Annotated in this window: 17 protein-coding genes and 1 other RNA gene; 13 read left to right on the top strand and 5 right to left on the bottom strand. The window is 31.8% G+C overall.

Going from position 1 to position 23,692, the window contains the following annotated elements; translation table 11 throughout:
- Window positions 1–6 precede the first annotated feature (6 nt).
- Complete coding sequence (locus ACKTTC_RS04775; protein WP_408038663.1) at window positions 7–1,278, bottom strand: amidohydrolase; 1,272 nt, start codon at window positions 1,276–1,278, stop codon at window positions 7–9.
- Between the two features lie 226 nt (window positions 1,279–1,504).
- On the opposite strand from ACKTTC_RS04775, the gene ACKTTC_RS04780 reads away from it, so the two are divergent.
- From ACKTTC_RS04780 to murA, 3 genes are all read left to right on the top strand, one after another.
- The gene (locus ACKTTC_RS04780) at window positions 1,505–3,832 is read left to right on the top strand and encodes an ATP-dependent helicase (protein ID WP_408038664.1); all 2,328 of its coding nucleotides are present in this window, start codon (window positions 1,505–1,507) and stop codon (window positions 3,830–3,832) included.
- Between the two features lie 96 nt (window positions 3,833–3,928).
- A complete protein-coding gene (locus ACKTTC_RS04785; protein WP_408038714.1) occupies window positions 3,929–4,561 on the top strand; it encodes a DUF4290 domain-containing protein in 633 nt (210 codons plus the stop codon).
- Window positions 4,562–5,872: a UDP-N-acetylglucosamine 1-carboxyvinyltransferase gene (murA, locus tag ACKTTC_RS04790; RefSeq protein ID WP_408038665.1), complete on the top strand. Its 1,311-nt coding sequence runs from the start codon at window positions 4,562–4,564 to the stop codon at window positions 5,870–5,872. It begins immediately after the preceding gene.
- A gap of 52 nt (window positions 5,873–5,924) precedes the next feature.
- Here the strand turns inward: murA and ACKTTC_RS04795 are convergent, their stop codons facing one another.
- The 4 genes from ACKTTC_RS04795 to ACKTTC_RS04810 all read right to left on the bottom strand — a co-directional run bounded on the left by ACKTTC_RS04795 (window position 5,925) and on the right by ACKTTC_RS04810 (window position 7,505).
- Complete coding sequence (locus ACKTTC_RS04795; protein WP_408038666.1) at window positions 5,925–6,107, bottom strand: hypothetical protein; 183 nt, start codon at window positions 6,105–6,107, stop codon at window positions 5,925–5,927.
- 107 nt (window positions 6,108–6,214) lie between these two features.
- Window positions 6,215–6,373 (bottom strand): hypothetical protein, encoded by a 159-nt coding sequence (locus ACKTTC_RS04800; RefSeq protein WP_408038667.1) that lies wholly within the window; start codon window positions 6,371–6,373, stop codon window positions 6,215–6,217.
- Window positions 6,374–6,579: 206 nt separating this feature from the next.
- On the bottom strand, window positions 6,580–6,792 hold the full coding sequence (locus ACKTTC_RS04805; RefSeq protein WP_408038668.1) for a hypothetical protein: 213 nt from the start codon (window positions 6,790–6,792) through the stop codon (window positions 6,580–6,582).
- A gap of 197 nt (window positions 6,793–6,989) precedes the next feature.
- Window positions 6,990–7,505, bottom strand: coding sequence for a hypothetical protein (locus tag ACKTTC_RS04810; RefSeq protein ID WP_408038669.1), 516 nt, complete (start codon window positions 7,503–7,505; stop codon window positions 6,990–6,992).
- A gap of 182 nt (window positions 7,506–7,687) precedes the next feature.
- On the opposite strand from ACKTTC_RS04810, the gene ACKTTC_RS04815 reads away from it, so the two are divergent.
- The 10 genes from ACKTTC_RS04815 to ACKTTC_RS04860 all read left to right on the top strand — a co-directional run bounded on the left by ACKTTC_RS04815 (window position 7,688) and on the right by ACKTTC_RS04860 (window position 23,645).
- A complete protein-coding gene (locus tag ACKTTC_RS04815; protein WP_408038670.1) occupies window positions 7,688–8,251 on the top strand; it encodes a nucleotide exchange factor GrpE in 564 nt (187 codons plus the stop codon).
- Window positions 8,252–8,331: 80 nt separating this feature from the next.
- A complete protein-coding gene (gene dnaJ, locus ACKTTC_RS04820; RefSeq protein ID WP_408038671.1) occupies window positions 8,332–9,456 on the top strand; it encodes a molecular chaperone DnaJ in 1,125 nt (374 codons plus the stop codon).
- Between the two features lie 248 nt (window positions 9,457–9,704).
- Window positions 9,705–10,008, top strand: an RNA gene (gene rnpB, locus ACKTTC_RS04825) — RNase P RNA component class A.
- A 537-nt stretch (window positions 10,009–10,545) separates the two neighbouring features.
- Window positions 10,546–13,323, top strand: a complete 2,778-nt coding sequence (locus ACKTTC_RS04830) for a bifunctional aconitate hydratase 2/2-methylisocitrate dehydratase (protein WP_408038672.1) — start codon at window positions 10,546–10,548, stop codon at window positions 13,321–13,323.
- 185 nt (window positions 13,324–13,508) lie between these two features.
- Window positions 13,509–15,776, top strand: a complete 2,268-nt coding sequence (locus tag ACKTTC_RS04835; protein ID WP_408038673.1) for an aconitate hydratase — start codon at window positions 13,509–13,511, stop codon at window positions 15,774–15,776.
- A 103-nt stretch (window positions 15,777–15,879) separates the two neighbouring features.
- Entirely contained in the window at window positions 15,880–16,551 is a 672-nt protein-coding gene (locus tag ACKTTC_RS04840; protein WP_408038674.1) for a Crp/Fnr family transcriptional regulator, read from the top strand.
- A 1,673-nt stretch (window positions 16,552–18,224) separates the two neighbouring features.
- Complete coding sequence (locus tag ACKTTC_RS04845; RefSeq protein WP_408038675.1) at window positions 18,225–19,157, top strand: anti-sigma factor; 933 nt, start codon at window positions 18,225–18,227, stop codon at window positions 19,155–19,157.
- Between the two features lie 81 nt (window positions 19,158–19,238).
- Entirely contained in the window at window positions 19,239–19,922 is a 684-nt protein-coding gene (locus ACKTTC_RS04850; RefSeq protein ID WP_408038676.1) for a peptidoglycan DD-metalloendopeptidase family protein, read from the top strand.
- A gap of 351 nt (window positions 19,923–20,273) precedes the next feature.
- Window positions 20,274–22,994, top strand: a complete 2,721-nt coding sequence (locus ACKTTC_RS04855; RefSeq protein WP_408038677.1) for a zinc-dependent metalloprotease — start codon at window positions 20,274–20,276, stop codon at window positions 22,992–22,994.
- Between the two features lie 183 nt (window positions 22,995–23,177).
- Complete coding sequence (locus ACKTTC_RS04860; protein ID WP_408038678.1) at window positions 23,178–23,645, top strand: DUF6495 family protein; 468 nt, start codon at window positions 23,178–23,180, stop codon at window positions 23,643–23,645.
- Window positions 23,646–23,692 lie beyond the last annotated feature (47 nt).

Consider the following 23,692-nt stretch of genomic DNA (forward strand, 5'->3'; position numbering starts at 1 on the left):
GTATTATTAATTATTTAAAAAATCCAATGCTAGTTGTGTCATAGTTTCTACACCTAATAACATACCGCTTTCATCTATTTGAAAATCTGGGGTGTGATGCGGGTACGGATTATTATTGCCAACAGTTTTTCCTCCTAGAAAAAAGTAAAATCCAGGAACTTCTTTTTGAAAGAATGAAAAGTCTTCAGCACCAGTAATGGCTTTAATTTCTATAACTTTATCTTTACCAGCTACATTTTGTAATGTAGGAAGTGCCTGTTTTGTTAGTTTAATATCGTTAAAAGTAATAGGATATCCTTTTTCAATTTCTATAGTAGCTTCAGCTCTATAAGCTTTAGCTATTGCAGGAACCATTTCTTTCATACGATCATTAATTTGTTTTTGCATATCATAATCTAACGTACGAATTGTACCAATCATTTCAGCAGATTCAGGAATGATATTACTTCGAACTCCAGAATCAATTTTTCCAACAGTAATTACTGCTCCTTCTTTTGTTAACTCCGCTTCACGGCTAATAATTGTTTGTAAGCCATCAATTATTTTAGCTGAAATAACAATTGGATCAATACTAGCCCATGGTCTAGATCCGTGTGATTGCTTTCCTTTTACCTTAATTTTAAAACTTTGAGAAGCTGCCATAATTCCTCCAGGTTTGTAAGCAATAGTTCCTACATCTTGACCAGAAGAAATATGTAAACCAAAAATAGCATCTACATCAGGATTTTTTAATACACCTTCTTTTACCATTAATTCAGCTCCGCCTTCTTCACCTTCAGGAGCCCCTTCTTCTGCAGGCTGAAAAATAAATTTAACAGTTCCTTTAATTTTATCTTTATGCTTAGCTAATATTTCAGCTACTCCCATTAAAATAGCTGTATGTGTATCGTGTCCACAAGCGTGCATTACACCTACATCTTTATTTAAATAAGTAGTCTTGACGGTAGATTTAAAAGGTAAATTATTTCTTTCCACAACAGGAAGCGCATCAATATCTGCTCGTAAAGCAACTACTTTACCAGGCTTTGAGCCTTTTAGAATACCAACAACACCTGTTTTAGCCACATTTTCTTGTGTTTTTATACCAAGCGATTTTAAATGAGCTGCAATTTTTTTAGCAGTATTAAATTCTCTATTTGAAAGTTCAGGATTTTGGTGGAAATAACGTCTCCATTCAATCACTTTTTTCTCTATGTTTTTATAATCATTAGATAAACTCTGAGAGAAAACCGACGAAGCTAATAAGCAAGTAAGAAGTGTATAAATTTTTTGTTTCATAATAAATGAGCTATAGGTTTAATGAGGGTAGTGCAGCTATGTGCAATCGGTTTTAATAATAAGGTAAATATACAATTTGTTTTTACAATAAAAGATTACAAAGGAATGGTAATAAAGCCGCTCAGAGCTTATTAGTAATGATTGTGAATAAATTTAAACGAGGTTAGTTACACAACTAGAAATAAAGAATTATTTTAGCTTTTCATTACTTACAATTTTACATTCATTGAATACTTATATAGAACAACTTAACGAACCACAGAGAGCGGCAGTACTACAAAAAGACGGCCCAATGATTATTATTGCAGGAGCAGGTTCTGGTAAAACAAGAGTATTAACATTCCGTATTGCATATTTAATGGAACAAGGAGTGGATTCTTTTAATATTCTTGCACTAACGTTTACCAACAAAGCTGCGCGAGAAATGAAAGAAAGAATTGGGAAAGTTGTAGGACATAGCGAAGCTAAAAATTTATGGATGGGAACTTTTCACTCTGTATTTGCTAGAATTTTAAGATCGGAAGCAGATAAATTAGGATACCCATCAAACTTTACGATATACGATAGTCAAGATTCTGTTCGTTTAATCACGACCATTATCAGAGAAATGAAGCTTGATAAAGATCGTTATAAACCGAAGCAAATTTTAAGTAGAATTTCATCGTTTAAAAATAGCTTAATTACTGTTAGAGCTTATTTTAATAATTCGGACTTACAAGAAGCTGATTTAATGGCAAGTCGACCTAAAACAGGTGATATCTATAAAGAATATGTAGATAGATGTTTCAAGTCTGGAGCTATGGATTTTGATGATTTATTATTAAGAACGAATGAGTTATTAGCACGTTTTCCAGAAGTACTAGCTAAATATCAAAACCGTTTCCGTTATATATTGGTAGATGAGTACCAAGATACCAACCATTCGCAGTATTTAATTGTAAGAGCATTAGCAGATCGTTTCCAGAATATTTGTGTAGTAGGAGACGATTCTCAGAGTATCTATGCCTTCCGTGGAGCAAATATTCAAAATATCTTAAACTTCCAGAAAGATTATCCAGATGTTAAAACATTTAAATTAGAGCAGAATTATCGTTCTACTAAAAATATTGTGAATGCAGCAAACTCGGTAATCGAAAAGAATAAAACGAGATTAGATAAAGAAGTTTGGACAGCTAATGATGCAGGAGGTTCTATAAAGGTCATGCGAACTATTTCTGATGGAGAAGAAGGTAGGTTTGTAGCACAGTCTATTTTCGATAATAAAATGAACCATCAGCTTAAAAGTGATCAATTTGCTATTTTATATAGAACCAATGCGCAGTCTAGAGCAATGGAAGATGCTTTGCGTAAAAAAGATATCAAGTATAAAATATATGGAGGTATTTCATTTTACCAACGTAAAGAAATAAAAGACTTGCTTTCGTACTTACGAATCTTGATAAACCCTAATGATGAAGAAGCACTAAAAAGAATTATTAATTACCCCGCAAGAGGTATTGGGCAAACTACAATAGATAAGCTAGCTATTGCTGCAAATCATTATAAAAAGTCAATCTTTGAAGTAATCCTAAATTTAGGCAACTTAGATGTTAAAATAAATTCAGGAACAAAGAACAAGCTAGAGAACTTTGCGAATATGATTCAACGACTTCAAATTGAAGCACAAACAAAAAATGCTTTTGAAGTTGCAGATTTAGTAGTAAGGAAAACTCAATTGGTGAAAGACTTACAAAAAGATGGGACGCCAGAAGGGATTAGCAAAGTTGAGAACGTTCAGGAATTAATAAACGGGATTAAAGATTTTATTACAGATAAAATTGAAGCAGGAGAAGATGCATCTTTGCCTATTTTCTTAGAAGATGTAGCATTGGCTACCGATTTTGATAGTGATAAAAAAGATGAAGAGCCTAGAGTTTCTTTAATGACAATTCACTTGGCAAAGGGATTAGAATTTCCATATGTATATATCGTTGGTTTAGAAGAAAGTTTATTTCCTTCTGCAATGAGTATGAATACACGAAGTGAATTAGAAGAGGAGAGACGTTTATTTTATGTAGCATTAACAAGAGCGGAGAAACAAGCGTATTTAACATATGCACAAACTCGATATAGATGGGGGAAATTAACAGATGGAGAACCAAGTCGTTTCTTAGAAGAGATAGACGATCAATATCTAGAGTATATTTCTCCAAAACTACCTGAACCAAAAATGAATAGGTTTATAGATACCGATTTGTTTGATGATGCGCCTAAAAAGATTCGTTTTCAAAAACCTATCCAAAAGAAAAGGAAAGAGTTTATGGATAAGAAATCGAATAAACTTGTACCTCCAAAAGGAAAAATGAAAAAAGTATCTGATGTTACTTCCTCTAAAACAAATTTATTTGATAGCGAAGTAGTAGTTGGAAGCTTTGTAGAACATAACAGGTTTGGAAAAGGTGAAGTAGTAGGATTAGAAGGAAAAGGTCCAAATAAAAAAGCAGAAATTCAATTTGCAACAGCAGGAAAAAAGAAATTATTATTACAATTTGCTAAACTTAAAGTAATAGGATAATCTCATCAATTAACAATTACGAATTGTCAATGAACTAATAACTAATAACTGATAATTGGTAATTAATCCTTACTTTGCAATAAATAAACAATGAAAATGACGTTTGATTTAGAATACAACTCAGAAAGAACAAAATTAATCATCCCAGAATATGGGAGACATATACAAAAACTAGTAGATCATTGTGTAAGCTTACCAACAAAAGAAGAAAGAAATACAATGGCTAAGGCAATCATAGATGTAATGGGAAATTTACAACCACATTTACGTGATGTGCCAGACTTTAAACATAAACTTTGGGATCAATTGCATATTATGTCTGACTTTAAGTTAGATGTAGATTCTCCTTATGAACAGCCATCTAAGGAAGAATTGAGAGAGAAACCAGATTCATTGCCTTATCCTAAGTCAGCTTCTAAGTATCGTTTTTATGGAACAAATATCCAAACAATGATCGATGTAGCACTTACATGGGATGAAGGAGATATGAAAGAAGCATTGGTATATACAATTGCGAATCATATGAAAAAGTGTTACCTCAATTGGAATAAAGATAATGTAGATGATATTGTAATCTTTGACCATTTATTTGAACTTTCTGATGGAAAAATAGATTATAGAGGGAAAGAAGACGAATTAGTAGATAGTAAGCTTTTACTAAGAACAAGATCTACCCAAGGAAAGAAAAAAACAAATACCAATAAAAATACAAAAAATAGAAAAAAATAAATGGCATCATTTAAAATAGAGGGAGGGCATAGACTTAAGGGAGTTATTACACCTCAAGGAGCTAAAAATGAAGCATTACAGGTTATATGTGCGGTTTTACTTACTCCAGAAAAGGTGGTTATTAATAACATACCAGATATTATAGATGTCAATAAATTGATATTCATTTTAGGAGAGTTAGGAGTTAAAATTGAAAAATTAGGTGCTAATTCATATAGCTTTCAAGCAGATGAAATCAAGTTAGAGTATTTAGAGAGCGCAGACTTTAAGAGAGATGGAAGTTCCTTAAGAGGTTCTATTATGATCGTTGGACCTTTATTGGCTCGTTTTGGAAAAGGATACATTCCACGTCCAGGAGGAGATAAAATTGGTCGTCGTCGTTTAGATACACACTTTGAAGGATTCATCAACTTAGGAGCAACATTCCGTTATAATAAAGAAGAGTATTTCTACGGTGTAGAAGCAGAAAATGGTTTAATAGGAACAGATATGTTACTAGACGAAGCGTCTGTAACAGGTACAGCTAATATTATCATGGCAGCTGTATTAGCCAAAGGAACTACTACTATTTACAATGCAGCCTGCGAACCTTATATTCAACAATTATCTAAAATGTTGAATAGCATGGGAGCTAAAATCTCAGGAGTTGGATCTAACTTACTAACTATTGAAGGAGTAGAAAGTTTAGGAGGTTGTGAACATCGTATTTTACCTGATATGATCGAGATTGGAAGCTGGGTAGGAATGGCAGCAATGACTAGATCTGAACTAACAATAAAAGATGTTAGTTGGAAAGATTTGGGACAAATTCCAAATGTATTCAGAAAACTAGGAATTCAGTTAGAAAAAAAAGGAGATGATATATACATTCCAGAACAAGATAGTTACGAAATTCAAAACTACATAGATGGTTCTGTTTTAACAGTAGCAGATGCTCCTTGGCCAGGTTTTACACCAGACTTATTAAGTATTGTATTAGTTGTGGCTACACAAGCGAAAGGTACGGTACTTATTCATCAAAAAATGTTTGAAAGCCGATTGTTCTTTGTAGATAAATTAATAGATATGGGAGCAAAGGTAATTTTATGCGATCCGCATAGAGCTACGGTTATTGGACATAATTTTGAAAGCCAGCTAAAAGCTACTAAAATGACATCTCCAGATATACGTGCCGGTATTTCTTTATTAATTGCAGCCTTATCAGCTAAAGGAACAAGTATTATTAATAATATTGAACAAATAGATAGAGGATATGAGCGTATTGTAGAAAGATTACAGGCTTTAGGAGCTAAGATTGAAAGAATTGAATAATTACTTCATATAATAAATAAAAAAGCAGCTACTTAGTAGCTGCTTTTTTGTTTTATATTTCTGGATCACAATGTATTTGAGGACATTTCATTACAAAGCAATAAAGAGGTCCTACAGCATGACCGCACTCACATTTACATTTACTATAATCTGGTGTAATTCCTCCACTAACTTCTTTTTGTTGTGTTTTAGTTAAAGGAGTAATACCTTCAATACTTAAAAAATTGTTTTTCATAATTTCAATGGGACTTTTTAAATTAATAATTTGATTAAATTCATTTAGTTTAAGTTGAATTTTGAAAAGATATTTAAGTTTTAACATCTTTTGAATACAACTAATTTTTACATGGTAGGAGTGTCGTCACACCAGTAGTATTGTGGACAAGAAATAAACTTAGCACAATAAATCGGACCAGTTACAACTCCAGCACAAGTACATTCACATTTACTTAAATCTGGAATAATTCCACCACTAATTTCTTTTTGCTGGGTTTTGGTCAAAGTAGTAACACCCGTAATGTTTAGAAAATCTTTTTTCATGATTTCAATGGGACTTTTTATAAATTAATAGTTTGGTTGAGTTTACTCTAAATATCAAGTAGAGTAAATTTTTAGATTAACTCATAAAGGATCAATGATACCTTTATATTGAAGTAAAAAATAAAGACACTAGTGAAGTGCCTTTATTAAAATTGTTAAGCCAATTTTTAACTTTCGTCATCGCATCTGTAAACATGTATACATGCCATAATTTCACTACAGTATGCAGGTCCAGTTACAGAACCACCGCAATCGCAACCGCATTTGCTAATATCTCCGTAACCAATTAAATTTTCAGGAGAAAATCCTCCGTTAACTTCTTTTTGTTGTGCTTTACTTAAAGTAGTAACACCTTCAATGTTTAAAAAGTTTTTTTTCATAATTCCAAAGGGACTTTTTTAATTAATATTTGGTTAAAAACTATCTAAAAATATCAAAAAAATACTTTGATATACTGTTGAAAAATGTTAAAAAATAAAAAAAGCCAAAATGAATAGGGAAAAATATTATGAATAAAAAAGTAAAGGCATCTGAAAACCAGATGCCTTTACCTTCAAATTAGATTATAAAAGAATGTTTATTTTTTTTCTTCTGTAGTCTCTTCAGTAGTTTCTTTTTGATGCTCTTCTAACATTTTAGCATCTTCAGTTTTTACAGTTTCATGCTCTTTAAGCATTTTATGGTGCTCATCAAGCATTTCTTGATGTTGCTTCTTTAAATTTTCATGGTCTTTAGTCATTTCTTCAAGACTAATAGCACCAGTAGCATGCTTTTCTTCTAATGCTTTGTGGTCAGCAATTAAAGCTTTATGCTTTTCAACTAAAGAAGTATGAGAAGTTAAAATAGCAGCGTGAGTTTTTTCGTTTACTACATGTAAAGAGTCATTTTCTACATCTTTATGAGCAACAACCATTTTACTGTGATCATCATTCATAGTAGCATGTTGCTTTTCAATTTCTTCATGAGTTTTCATCATTGTCTCGTGCTCAGCAACTAAAGCTTTGTGCTCTGGAGTCTCAGCAGGATTTGTCTTACAAGATACAGCTGTTAATGTTAATGCAACAGCGAAAACTTTAAAAAAAGTAGATTTCATAATTAGGGTATTTATAAATTTAAACCACGAAACTACAAAAAAGATACCCATAAATCTCAAATTTACTTTAAGAAATAATTAACAATTTTAACAATTGACTTCCGTGTCATAATGTCATTGTTTTAGTAATGGCAGTATTCTTGCTTAGTAAGTAGTAATAAAATTAAAAGAAACGACTTACAATGAGTAAAGACGAATATACTAAAGAAGACGAGATAAAAGATGCTATCGAGAATGGTGATTTAGATATAAATCTAGAGAATAATGAAGCTGAAGAGAAAAATGAAGAAGCGAAAGCATCAGATAATGAAGAAGCATTAAAAGCAGAAAAAGATAAATATTTACGACTTTTTGCAGAGTTCGAAAACTATAAAAAGAGAACAAGTAAAGAAAGAATAGAGCTATTCAAAACAGCAAATCAGGAATTAATGACAGTTTTACTGCCAATTTTAGATGATTTTGAAAGAGCGCTGACACATATAGAAGACGATCCTGAAGCAGAAGAATTAAGAAAAGGTGTATTGTTAATCTATCAAAAATTATTAAAAACCTTAGAAAATAAAGGATTAGCTGCAGTAGAAGTAAATGCAGGAGATAGTTTTGATGCAGATACACACGATGCAATTACGCAAATACCTGCACCGTCAGATGATTTAAAAGGAAAAATTATCGACTGCGTAGAAAAAGGATATAAACTAGGAGAGAAAATTATACGCCACCCAAAAGTAGTTGTAGGGCAAGCATAAAAAAAGAACCACAATCAATGATCAATTAGAAACTAAAAAGTTAATGATCATTGATTTCTGTTTACTGATAATTGAAAAACATGGCAAAACAAGATTATTACGAAGTATTAGGAGTTTCCAAATCGGCAAGTGCTTCAGAAATAAAGAAAGCATATAGAAAGATGGCTATTAAGTATCACCCAGATAAAAATCCAGGTGATTCAGAAGCTGAAGAAAAATTTAAATTATGTGCTGAAGCATATGAAGTATTAAGTGATGCTGACAAAAAAGCACGTTACGACCAATTTGGACATGCTGCATTCGAAGGTGGTGCTGGTGGATTTGGCGGTGGCGGAATGAATATGGATGATATATTCAGCCAGTTTGGAGATATTTTCGGAGGAGCTTTTGGTGGTGGCTTCGGAGGTTTTGGCGGTGGCGGACAACGTCAAGCTAGAGTAAAAGGAGGAAACTTACGTATTCGTGTAAAGCTTACATTAGAAGAAATAGCTAAAGGAGTAGAGAAGAAGGTTAAAGTACGTCGTAAGGTAAAAGCAGACGGAGTTAGCTATAAAACATGTCCTACATGTAATGGTACAGGGCAACAAATGCGAGTTACCAATACTATTTTGGGAAGAATGCAAACCGCAACTACTTGTAGTAGCTGTCATGGAGCTGGAGAAATTATAGATAAGAAACCAAATGAGGCAGATGCACAAGGAATGGTTGTTAAAGAAGAAACAGTATCTATTAATATTCCAGAAGGTGTTACAGAAGGAGTCCAATTAAAAGTTGGGGGAAAAGGTAACGAAGCACCTGGTAAAAATTCAATTCCTGGAGACTTATTAGTTTTAATAGAAGAAGTACCACACGAAACATTAAAGAGAGAAGGAAGTAATATTCACTATGATCTTTATATTAATTTCTCTGAAGCAGTATTAGGAGCTTCTAAAGAAGTAGAAACAGTTACAGGGAAAGTAAAGATTAAAATAGAAGCTGGTACACAATCTGGAAAGATTTTACGATTAAAAGGTAAAGGATTACCAAGCATTGAAAGATATGGTAATGGTGATTTCTTAATACATATTAATGTGTGGACACCTCAAGAATTAACTAAGGAGCAACGTAAGTTTTTTGAATCTATGGCAGATGATGAAAACTTTTCTCCAAACCCACAAAAAACAGACAAGTCTTTTTTTGAAAAGGTAAAAGACATGTTTTCATAAAAAAATAAAGTTTTTTTATTTTTTCTTTTGCGTTAAAGAAAAAAATATATATCTTTGTAGTGTCTAGGAGACGTCCTAGATACTTTTTCTTTTTCATAGCAATTTTCCCACTCAATCTTTGAGTGGGTTTTTTTATGAAGTCAGGTCACAAGTTATCAAAGAACAAAAACTTTCGATATACAAAACCTTATTCCATTTAAAAATTTACAAGTAATTGTGAAATAAAATTCATTATTACTTATAGATAAAAAGCAGATCAGTCTTATCGCTGAAAGTAATTTCAGAGGAAAGTCCGGACACCACAGAGTAAGCATAGCGGATAACATCCGTCCGATGTAAATCGAGGACAAGTGCAACAGAAAGAATGTACAGGTAATGCTGTAGTGAAATCAGGTAAACTCTATGCGGTGAAATGCCACGTATATTAGAGCTTAAGTGTTACTCGCACAATTCTAAGGGGTAGGCAGCTAGATTTTACAGGTAATTGTAAAACAAGATAAATGATAAGAACTTTTTAAGTTACAGAATCCGGCTTATTGGTCTGCTTTTCTTTTTCAACTCTTATTTAGAATTAATATAAAAAAAAGATGTGTAAAAAAACACATCTATAATTTTAAAATTCATAAAAAAAAGTGTTTTTTCAGTGTTTTTTTTATTGAATTATTGATTTAAATTTATTTCAATGAATATTTTTTATTGATAATGATATTTTGTTGTTTATTTTTAAATTTAGCCCTAAAGCTGTACTTTTGTTCGGCAAAAATTAATGTAAATAAAAACTACATAGCTTTTGATATTGAGAGAATAAAGAAAGTGTGTAATGAGGTTAACAGTAAGGTGTGTTATTACCATTATGCTGATAAGAGTTACACGTAACTTTATAATAAAACTTAAAGGTTCATTAGATAAAGAACAATACATCACTAGTTTTTGTAAAGTAAAGTTTATGTTAATTTACCAATGGTAGGATTGCATTTTAAAATGTAACCGCACAAATTACATTGTTATAATTTATATAAGTAGTACAAGGAATACGGGGTTTAAATACGATTTCTTGAATTGCTTTTAACGTTGAAAAGACTTCTATTTATGAACATTTACGGAGATTACATCAAGGAAATCGAAGAAAGAAAAAAACAAGGATTACATCCTAAACCAATTGACGGAGATGAATTGCTAAGTGAAATTATAGCGCAAATAAAAGATGTAAATAATGCACATCGAGAAGATTCACTTAACTTCTTTATTTATAATACACTACCAGGTACTACTAGTGCAGCAGGTGTAAAAGCAAAATTCTTAAAAGAAATTATTCTTGGTGAATCAGTAGTTGAAGAAATATCGCCTGCCTTTGCATTCGAGCAATTATCTCATATGAAAGGGGGACCGTCTATTGATGTATTATTAGACTTAGCATTAGGAAAAGATGCTTCAATAGCAGAAGAAGCAGCTAAAGTATTAAAAACGCAAGTGTTTTTATACGAAGCAGATACAGAGCGTTTAGAAAACGCATATAAAAATGGTAGTGAAATAGCTAAGAGTATTATAGAAAGTTATGCGAAAGCAGAGTTTTTTACTGAATTACCAGAAGTAGAAGAAAAAATAGAAGTTGTAACATATATAGCTGGTGTTGGAGATATTTCAACAGACTTACTTTCTCCTGGGGCAGATGCACACTCTAGATCAGATCGTGAATTACACGGACAATCTATTTTTGAGCATAACAAAGAAATGCAAAAAGAAGTATTGGCTCTTAAAGAACAACATCCTGATAAGCGAATTATGTTAATCGCTGAAAAAGGAACAATGGGAGTAGGTTCTTCAAGAATGTCAGGTGTGAACAATGTAGCATTATGGACAGGTATTTCATCGAGTCCATATGTACCTTTTATCAATATTGCACCAGTAATTGCTGGAACTAACGGAATAGCACCAATTTTCTTAACTACTGTTGGAGTAACTGGAGGTATTGGAGTTGATTTAAAAAACTGGGTTAAGAAAAAAGATGCAGAAGGAAATACAATTTTAGATGAAGATGGAGAGCCAGTATTAGAACAAGTATATTCTGTAGATACAGGAACAGTACTTACTATTAATACAAAGGAGAAGAAATTATATAACGGAGATACAGAATTAAAAGATATTTCTGCAGCATTAACACCGCAAAAAATGGAGTTCATTAAAGCAGGTGGTTCTTATGCCGTAGTTTTTGGTAAGAAATTACAAACATTTGCTTGTAGAGTTTTAGATATAGAAATTCCTCAAGTATATGCAGCATCTAAAGAAATTTCTATAGAAGGGCAAGGATTAACAGCAGTAGAAAAGATATTTAATAAAAATGCAGTTGGAACTACGCCAGGTAAAACTTTACATACAGGTTCTAATGTACGTGTAGAAGTAAACATTGTAGGTTCTCAGGATACGACAGGGTTAATGACTTCTCAAGAATTAGAAATGATGGCTGCTACAGTAATTTCTCCAATTGTAGACGCAGGATATCAATCAGGATGTCATACAGCTTCAGTTTGGGATGATAAGTCAAAAGCTAACATTCCTAGGCTAATGAAGTTTATGAACGACTTCGGGTTAATCACAGCTCGTGATCCTAAAGGAAAATATCATGCAATGACTGATGTAATTCATAAAGTATTGAATGATATCGCAGTTGATGATTGGGATGTAATTATTGGAGGAGATTCACATACACGTATGTCTAAAGGAGTTGCCTTTGGAGCAGATTCAGGAACTGTAGCTTTAGCATTAGCAACAGGAGAAGCAACAATGCCTATTCCAGATTCTGTAAAAGTAACTTTCAAAGGAGACATGAGAAGTTTTATGGACTTCCGTGATGTGGTTCATGCAACACAACAACAAATGTTGAAGCAGTTTGGAGGAGAAAATGTATTCCAAGGAAGAATCATTGAGGTTCATATTGGAACATTAACTTCAGACCAAGCATTTACATTTACAGATTGGACTGCTGAAATGAAAGCAAAAGCATCTATCTGTATTTCAGAAGATGAAACATTAATTGAATCTTTAGAAATAGCAAGAGACCGTATCCAAATCATGATTGAAAAAGGTATGGATAACGAGAAACATGTATTACAAGGTTTAGTTAATAAAGCTGAAAAGAGAATTGAAGAAATTAAAACAGGAGATAAACCAGCTTTAAGACCAGATGCAAACGCAAAATATTATGCTGAAGTTGTGATTGACTTAGATGAAATTGCTGAGCCAATGATTGCTGATCCAGATGTTAATAACGAGGATCCTTCTAAGCGTTATACACACGATACAATTAGACCATTATCTTACTACGGTGGTACTAAACAAGTAGATTTAGGTTTCGTAGGGTCTTGTATGGTACATAAAGGAGATATGAAAATCTTAGCTCAAATGCTTAAGAATATTGAAGCACAACAAGGAAAGGTTGAATTTAAAGCGCCTTTAGTAGTAGCACCACCAACATATAATATTGTTGATGAATTAAAAGCAGAAGGAGATTGGGATGTGTTAGAAAAATATTCAGGATTTGTATTTGATGATAATGCACCAAAAGGATTAGCACGTACTAAATATGAAAATATGCTTTATTTAGAGCGTCCTGGATGTAACTTATGTATGGGTAACCAAGAAAAAGCTGAACCAGGAGATACAGTAATGGCTACTTCAACACGTTTATTCCAAGGAAGAGTTGTGAAAGATTCTAATGAGAAAAAAGGAGAATCTTTATTATCATCAACTCCTGTAGTTGTATTATCTACAATTTTAGGAAGAACTCCTACAATGAAAGAATATGAAACTGCTGTAGATGGAATTGTTTTAACGAAATTCAAACCATCTCAAAAACAATTAGTAATGTAAAAAATATAGTATATACATTCACTTAAGCCTGAGCATTTATGTTCAGGCTTTTTTATTTCTACTATAGTATTAATATATTCATATAAAAAAGTTATAATTCTATTAATCATCATTATAATTAAACGCAAGATTACTATCGCTTTTTTTGCTAAATTAGTAACTAGATTAAAAAACAAAACAGTTCTATGGCATTTGATATTAATATGATAAAGGAGGTTTACTCTAAATTTCCTGCTAGGGTAGATGCTGCAAAAAAAGTAGTTGGAAAACCACTTACGTTAGCAGAAAAAATACTATACGCTCATTTATGGGATGAAACAACAGAAAAAGCCTTCACCAGAGGTAAAGACTATGTAGATTTTGCTCCAGATAGAGTAGCATGTCAGGATGCAACTGCACAAATGGCATTGTTACAGTTTATGCAGGCAGGAAAAACTAAAGTAGCAGTTCCAACTACTGTGCATTGCGATCACTTAATTCAAGCAAAAGAAGGGGCTAGTAAAGATTTGCAAAATGCTTTAAACGTTAGTAACGAAGTATTTAATTTCTTACAATCAGTATCAGATAAATACGGAATTGGTTTCTGGAAACCTGGGGCAGGAATTATTCATCAAGTAGTTTTAGAAAATTATGCTTTTCCTGGAGGAATGATGATTGGAACAGATTCACATACAGTAAATGCTGGTGGTTTAGGAATGGTTGCTATTGGAGTAGGAGGAGCAGATGCTGTAGATGTAATGGCAGGAATGCCTTGGGAATTAAAGTTTCCTAAGTTAATTGGAGTAAAGTTAACAGGAAAAATCTCGGGTTGGACAGCTCCAAAAGATGTTATTTTAAAAGTAGCAGAAATATTAACAGTAAAAGGGGGAACTGGCGCTATTGTAGAATATTTTGGACCAGGAGCTACAGAAATGTCTTGTACAGGTAAAGGAACAATTTGTAATATGGGAGCTGAAATAGGAGCAACAACTTCTACTTTTGGATATGATGATTCTATGGAACGTTATTTACGTGCTACAGATAGAGAAGATGTTGCAGATGCAGCAAATGAAATTAAAGAGTATTTAACCGCAGATCCTGAAGTATATGCTAATCCTGAGCAATATTTTGATCAGGTAATTGAAATTAATTTATCAGAATTACAACCATTATTAAATGGTCCTTTTACTCCAGATTTATCTACCGTTGCTGGTAGTGAAATGACTGAGAAAGCAAATGCAAATGGTTGGCCTTTAAAAGTAGAGTGGGGACTTATAGGTTCTTGTACAAACTCTTCCTATGAAGATTTATCTAGAGCTTCTTCCATAGCACAACAGGCACTAGATAAAGGCTTAGCTACAAAAGCAGAATTTGGAATAAATCCAGGATCTGAACAGGTACGTTACACAGCAGAACGTGATGGTATTTTAGAAGTATTTGAAAAGTTAAATGCTAAAATTTTTACGAATGCTTGTGGACCATGTATTGGACAATGGGCGCGTTATGAGGATCCAAAGAATGCTCCTAAAAATAGTATAGTGCATTCATTTAATAGAAATTTTGCAAAACGTGCAGATGGAAATCCAAATACACATGCATTTGTAGCTTCTCCAGAAATAGTAGCTGCAATAGCTATAGCAGGTCGTTTAGATTTTAACCCAATTACAGATAAATTGATAAATGAAAACGGGGAAGAAGTAATGTTAGATGAACCAACTGGATGGGAATTGCCACCAAAAGGTTTTGAAGTAAAGGAAAATGGATATATAGAGCCTTCTGAGGATGGAAGCGGTATTGAAGTTGTAGTAAATCCAAATTCAGAACGCTTAGAATTACTAACACCATTTAGACCTATAGGGCATAAAGTAGAAGGAGCTAAATTATTAATTAAAGCATTTGGAAAATGTACTACAGATCATATTTCTATGGCAGGACCTTGGTTACGTTACAGAGGGCATTTAGATAATATTTCTAATAACTGTTTAATTGGAGCTGTAAATGCATATAATAAACAAACGAATTTTGTAAAGAATCAATTAACTGGAGAATATGGAGGTGTCCCAGATACCCAAAGAGCATATAAAGCAGCAGGAATTCCAACAGTAGTAGTTGGAGATCAAAACTATGGAGAAGGTTCTTCTCGTGAACATGCTGCGATGGAACCACGTCATTTGGGAGTGGTTGCAGTAATTGTAAAATCGTTTGCTAGAATTCATGAAACGAATTTAAAAAAGCAAGGAATGCTAGGTTTAACATTTGCTAATGAATCAGATTATGATTTAATTCAAGAAGATGATACGTTTAACTTCTTAGATTTAGATCAGTTTGCTCCAGGAAAGCAGCTAACAATTGAAGTTGTGCATGCAGACGGAACAAAAGATATTATTAAAACAAACCATACATACAACCAAAGTCAAATAGAATGGTTTAATGAAGGTTCAGCTTTAAACTTAATTAAGAAAGAAAACGCTTAATAAAAATACACATGACTTTTAAAAAGCTCTGATTGTTTTTCAGAGCTTTTTTTGTAAGGAATGTCATTTTTTTAAGACATAAAAGTATAAAACTTGCAAAACTATGAGTGCTTTATGGTATTTCGAAGAAGTAAACCTCTTTAAAATATTGTGTCCACATAAATACCCAGCTTATAAAAAGACACATGAAAATGATGTTTACAAAAAGAGCGATTATATCTATTTTACAGATGATAACGCCAACAAGATTTATTTAATAGACCAAGGAAAGGTTAAATTAGGTTATTACACAGAAACTGGGGAAGAGGTAATAAAAGCTATTTTAACGAAAGGAGAAATCTTCGGTGAAAAAGCATTATTAGGTATCGATAAGAGAAATGAATTTGCACAGTCAATAGACAATACAACTTCAATCTGTCCGGTATCTAAGGATACAATGTTTGAATTAATGAGAGATAATGCTTCCATAAGTTTCAAGATTTATAAATTTATTGGTCTTCGAATAAAAAGACTTGAAAGAAGATTAGAATTACTACTTTTTAAGGACGCTAAAACACGTTTGTTAGAATTTTTAGATGAGCTATGTGAAGATTATGGATATGAATGTGATCAAACAGGAGATCACGTTATAAAACATCCATACACTCAAAAAGACATTGCCTCACTCATAGGAACTTCTCGTCCTACATTAAACTCTTTATTGAACGAATTAAAACAAGAAAAAATTATAGATTTTAATCGAAAAGAAATAAGATTGCTTAAAAATTCAGCTTAAATGTAAGCTAGCTTACATTTTATAAAACTCTTATCTATTAAATTTGTATAGATCCATATAATCACTTAACCATGAGAAGATTATTGTTCGCATTTTTAGCTTTGACACTAGCTTAAATATTGTCTAATGATGAATATGTAATTGTAACTTAGGTTATACCCCTAAATAGTAAACCATTTACTTTTTTTGTCGACGGAAAAGTAGATAATCTATCAAGAATTATGATTATTGGTAGATTTAAGGAGCTAATACGATTTTTGTTTTATAGATGATACACGAACTATTTTAGGATTACCATTTGTAATGGTTGTGTTAAAAAGGAGTAGATTTTAATACTACCAACAAAGGTGTATGTTTAATTTGATATTTAGTTTATGAAGACGGACTTCAAAGAACTAAAATTAGAATGAATATGAAAGCCGAAAGGTAATTTAAATCATTATAATTCTATAGTAATGATAAATAGGAAATCAGTAAGCAGGCACATTAACTGAGAAACTATTTAATTTATGTATAGTATTGATGGTGCTACAGACAGCGTATCTGGAATTGCCATAAGATTACCGTAAGGATAAATTGTTCATTCATTATAACTGATGACTCAGAAACTATTGTATGATTGTCAACAGTAGATGCTGCATTAAAAGGAGTTGATTTTGATGTTGCTAGAACTAATTGGTAAATGTTTAATCTGATCCCATCCGTTGTAAAAACTGATAATTAAGATTAGAAATAGGCATGAATAAAAGAGGTTTCAAGAAATCTTCAGTTTATCAAATTAAACAAACGTAATCATATCAAAAACTGATGCATAGATATTAACTAGGAAACTATTTCGGTTTTGAACAAGAGATAGTATGATAGATAATGTTTCAGGAGTGATTAAAAAGAAGTGATTTGGTCGGGTATCACGATTTATCTTATGTGTAAAATGTAGATAGAAAGTAACCTCATCAGTAGCTGGAATCTTAACAGAATCCCATTTAAGTTTATAATGGGAATAGCGCAACAGATAAGATTATATCTGGAGTAGCAGTTCTAGATTCACCTGTGGGAACAAACCATTATGTATTGTAATTGATAAAACAAGAATTTTTCTTGCCTTATCAAGAGCCATAACAGATTATGAAAGCGTTAATTTTGATGGAACCAGCGCTAGAATATGTTTTATTAGGTACTTTTTACGAAACAATACTAGAAGGTTTAGAAACGGGGAAAATGCGAACGATTTAAAAAGAAATGTTTAGATCGTTTAAATTCCATTACAGTAAATAAAAAACTAAAAAATATAAATTATTTATAATCCCTAATCCTTTTGTTGCTAATGATGATGGGAATCTGAAACTATTACTGAACCCTTTTAAAGCACGTAGTTATTTTTAAAAGAAGAATATAAGTTTGCAACTAAACAGTAATAATTAACTTCAGGTTCTCATCTAATTTTATGTAATTATTTAGAGGCACAAAATTTAGAATAAAAGAATTCTAAAGAACGGTGATTAAAAATGAATAATAAATCATGTGAAACTATAAGTAAATCCTAATTCCTCGTTTTCATTTTACCCTAAAAAAAGGAATTATTTCAAAAAAAACTTCAAATGTAAGCTAGCTTACATTTTTTATGAATTTCATACGATAGCTTTGTATTAGTAGAACTCAAAACATAAAAGACAATGAAAAAAGTATTTCTAAGCTTAGCTATATTAAGTGTCGTTACCTTTACCTCTTGTAGCGATGACAATGAAAACGTAATTACAACAAAGACCGTAACACAATCTTTTCAAAATTTACCAGAATTAGGTAGCGATTTTGTATATGAAGGTTGGTTAATAGTAGGTACAGAGAAAATATCTACAGGAAGATTTTCGAATACTGAAGGAGCAAATTATACGAGTTCTGCATTAGATATTGATAAAGTAAACGCAGCAACTGAATATGTTCTTACTATTGAACCAGCAACAGAAACAGGAACTGATTTAACGAGTCCTAGTGGATGGATTTTTTCTAAAGGTGCATTTACAAATAATACAGCAACTCCTTCAACAGATGATGCTTTATATAGTGGGTCTAGTAATTTAGAAACTGCTACAGCTCAAGCATTTTTAAAAGCTCCATCTGTAGGTACTGTTGGTTCAGATGCGAATGGTATTTGGTTTATTAATGCATTACCACCAACAAGTGGAGGATTTACAAATTTACCAACATTAGGTAATGGATGGATTTATGAAGGTTGGGTAGTTGTTAATGATAATGCAGGAAATCCTACACCAGTTTCAACAGGTAGATTCTCAGATCCTAATATGGCTGATGTAAGCTTTTTTGGAGCAGCTAATAACAATGAGTTCAAAGGACCAAATGGAGTTCCTCCTTTCCCAGGAGAAGATTATATCGTTGATCCAAACAATAGATATCCAAACGTAACTTTTCCAATCGATTTAGTAAATGCAACAGTAGTAATTTCTATTGAGCCAACTATGAACGATGCGCAAGCACCATTTGGATTAAAGCCGTTTGTACAAAAATTAAATAATCAAGCAGTTTCTACAGCTTTTTCAGTAGCAAATACATATTCTGGTAAAGCAATTTCAGGAACAGTATCAAGATAATGATAGTTATATGATTTTCTAATTCTATAGAAATTCAGATATTTGAACCGCCTAACATAGGCGGTTTTTCTTTTTTATATTATGAACGATTTTTTGTATTCCATTGCACAAGAACCTCTTAAAGTAATTGACAATAACATTTCTTTAGAAAAATATGTGCCAATATCAATTTCATCTGAGAATAAAACATTAACATCTTTTGATGTTTCCTCTGCATTAGCTTGGGAAGCATATATAGATAAGTATCTACAGTCAAAAAACGAAGCTACTGTAGCTTACGGTGGTTATTTAGAGAAAAGGGATATTTATAAAAGAAGTACTTATTTTAATAAAGAAGCTGGTGATGATGAACGTAATATTCATTTAGGAATTGATTTATGGTGCGCAGAACAGACCAATGTATTAGCAGTTTTAGATGGAGAAATTCATAGTTTTGGAAACAATAAAAACTATGGAGATTATGGTCCTACTATTATTATAAAACATGAAGTAGGTAATTTTGTGTTTTTCTCATTGTATGGACATTTATCATTAGAATCTATTAAAAATAAAAAAGTAGGACAAAAAGTAAAAAAAGAAGAAATAATAGGAACACTTGGAGATCATACAATAAATGGTGATTATGCTCCACACTTACATTTTCAACTCATTAAAGATATGGGAGAATATATAGGTGATTATCCAGGAGTTTGTTCTAAAAATGATGTAAATTACTTTAAAGTTAACTGTCCAAATCCAAACTTACTTTTAAAATTACCTTTTTAAGAAGCATATAAAAATAAATTCTGAATAGTATACTTATATAGTTAAGTATCAAAAATATAAAGAATTAGTTTCAAAAAAATGCTACTCTAATTTTACTTACTTCATACTTACTACAATATAGAGTCAAATACTTTTATTGAATTAATACAGGTTTTTTAAATGTATTGATAATTAGTTTTTTAGGTTGTTTTTATTTATGTAACATGTGTCAAAATAGATTTTTGATACATGAAAATATTTTCCATGGGAAACATGTATGTTAGATTTGTAATGAAAGTACTTTCAAACATGTAAAATTATTTCTGGTACAAATACTAGTCCCCCAGATGTATCTTATCTAAATAGAAAAAAATGAATAAAAAATTAATACTATCCTTTGTAGGTTCTTTTATACTTACAATTGGAATTTCACAAACAAAAACTTCATGGGAAGAAACAGCTGCTCATGAGAATGCCCTACAAAGAAGTGAAACAGCACTACCAAATAAACATTTATACAACTTAAACTTTAATAATTTAAAGAATAACTTAAAACAAGTTACTTTACAAAATAGAATAGGAACAAAATCTACAATGATGGAATTCCCTGACGGAGAGGGAAACATGAAACAATACGAAGTATATGAAGCTTCTGTAATGAACCCTCAACTAGCTGCTAAATATCCAGCTATAAAATCCTACAAAGGAATTGAAGTAGATGGAACTTCGGTAATTAGATTTAATGTAGACAAAAATGATTTTCATGGAATGATTATGACGCCAGGAAAGGACGTAGCTTTTCTAGATCCTGTAACTGTTTCAAATGAAAAAAAATACACATTGTATCATTTAGAGGATATGGAGAATAAAGCTGACTTTCAGTGTTTAACAAAAGAGAGTAGTGTAAAAACAAGCTATAAAGAAAATGACCGACAATTAGGAAATAGATTAAATGATGGAAGGTTAAGAACATTACGATTGGCAACACCAGTGACTTTCGAATATACAGAAGCTGTAACTGAATCGGCAAACTTGGGAGATGGAGCGACAGAAGCGCAAATAAAAGAGGCAGTAATGGCAGATATTGTTACACATACAACACGTGTTGCTGGAATTTATGAAACAGATCTATCAGTTACTTTTCAATTAATAGCTAACAATGATGATTTAATTGTTGTTAACCAAGGTCCAGAAACAAATTTCTTTGTTAGTGTTTTTGAAGCTGGTCTTGGAATTACTCGTTTTATAAATAGAATAGTTGGTATTAGTAGTACAGATGCTGATTTATTTACAGCCTTTTCTACCACAGTAATGGATATTGATGGTGCTGGTTTTATAGAAGATGCAGTATGTAGTGAAAATAGATATGCTTATGTTGCTGCAAACACTGATAATTTTGAAGAATTAATGCCTACAATTACTTTTACTTTAGCGCATGAGGTTGGCCATACATTTGGAGCTACTCATACACACAATAATTTTACTTGTGGGCAAGAGCGAAATCGTATAACAACTGTAGAACCGCACTATGGGAACTCAATAATGGGAAGAGGAGCTTGCCGTCCTGGAGATGAGCTTGTAGATAGATCTAATGCTACTTATTTTAACGCAGTCACTATTCAACAAATATTAGATAACTTTGAAGCGTTAGATAGAAGGCCTACTCCTTGTGGAGTATCAAGAGCTTCAGGAAATGAAACAGCTCCAGTAGCTAATATAAGATTGCGAGATATGACTATTCCTGCAAGTACACCTTTTCTTCTTACAGCAAGAAGAACAGGGAATGATAATGTAGCAACTTATGTTTTCGAACAACAAGATCCAGAATTTGCTCCATTTCCGCTACAAAGCAATACACAACAAGGTCCAGCATTTAGATCGATACCACCATCGACTAAAAATTATCGTTTCATGCCTAATTTAGAAACTATTTTAGCAGGAAGCACAGCAAATGAAATGGAGGTAGTACCTTCAGTTTCTAGAACCATGAATTTTAGACTTACAGTAAGAGATAACGATCCTAATGGAGGTAGAACAGCTTTTGCTAATACTAGAATAAGAACAGTAGATACTGGAGAAGCTTTTAGAGTTACTTCTCTAAATGATAGTAATCTTTCTTTGGTGGCTAATGCTACACAAACAATTACTTGGAATGTAGCAGGAACTACAGGTAATGGAATTGATACAGAAAGAGTAAATATTTTTCTAATTCAAAACGGAGATTTTGATAATAGAATTTCATTAGCTAGTGGAGTTCCAAATGATGGTTCTCATGATGTAGTGATTCCTAATGCTGGAGGAGAGCAAAATAGAATTATGGTACAAGGTAGAGCAAATGTTTTCTTTGATATTTCTGATGCAGATTTTACAATTGAAGATAATGCGAATCTGGCATATTGCGTACCTCAATTTATAGCTGCAGATGATAGCTATGTTAGTATACGAGCTGTAGTATTTGGGCGAAATGGTGAAATTCAAAACTTTACAAATGGTAATGAATTATATCAATATTCTGATTTTACAAGTGATCCAGTGGTAGATATACAAAAGGTTAGAACAACTCCTTTTACATTGTTTTTTAATGGTGAATTGACAGATAACCAAGTTGCTTATGTTTCAATAGACTATAATGAAGATGGAGATTTTGATGATCCATCAGAAACATTATTAGTAGAAAATGAATTTGATTCAGAATCTGAATTAGTAGGGACATTAAACATACCTGAAAATGTAACAAATGGAGTTAAGAGATTGCGTATTACTACTGCACTAAGAGATGCAAATATTTGTAATGAAGCAATAGAAGTAGAAGATTACCGCATTAATGTTGTAGACTTACAAGAAGCTAGAAGAGTGGCCACAAATGGGAAAGAAAACCTTACAGTTTACCCTGTTCCGTCTAAAGATTTTATTACAATATCAAGTGGTAAAGAAAACATACCATTTATGATTTATAGTGTTGGAGGACAAAAAGTAAGTAGTGGTATTATAAGTAATAAAAAAATAGATATTAGTAATTTATCTAGAGGTTTATATTTAATAGAATTATTTATAGATAAAGAGAAAGTAACTAGAAAAATAATTAAAAAATAATTGAATTTAAACTGATGCATATTTAATGTAAGTTTAGTAATTATTAGAAGCCCCATTATATTTATAAATGTAATGGGGTTTTATGTATATTTTTAAGTTTTAGTTGAGATATAAGTGAATTTAGGTTTATAAATTACTTTAAAGATAATTGCTCAAATCCAAATGTATTCTTAAAATTGCCTCATGAAATATAGGCAGTTAACAAAAGAACAATTTGAAAATCTACACGAGGAATTTTCAAAATTTTTGGCTACACAAAGTATTGATGTTAATGAATGGAATACTATTAAAGAAACTAATCCAGAATTAGCAGAAGAGGAAATGAATTTATTTAGCGACATTGTTTGGGAAGATGTGCTGAATAAAACGAAGTTTTTAGAACACTTCTCTCCACAAGCAATCAATTTATTTAAATGTGGAGATACAATTATAGAAAGAATTGTGATTAAGACGACTAAAGAGATTGATTTTTTAACCCAAAATGGTTACACTTGGTTACTAGAGAATTATGGTAGCGATGAAGTAACTTTATTGAATGGTAAGAAAGAATACAATAGTAATAAAAATGCCGAAATTTTCGATTTAATAGAGAAAGGAAGTACAATATCTGACGGAAGATTATACCAATTTTTTGAAAAAATTATAAGTTAATTATTAACATTTACTAAATTGGTCTAACTTTTGTTTATTTTTGAATA

The sequence above is a fragment of the Tenacibaculum amylolyticum genome (genome assembly GCF_964511145.1).
GTDB lineage: Bacteria > Bacteroidota > Bacteroidia > Flavobacteriales > Flavobacteriaceae > Polaribacter > Polaribacter amylolyticum.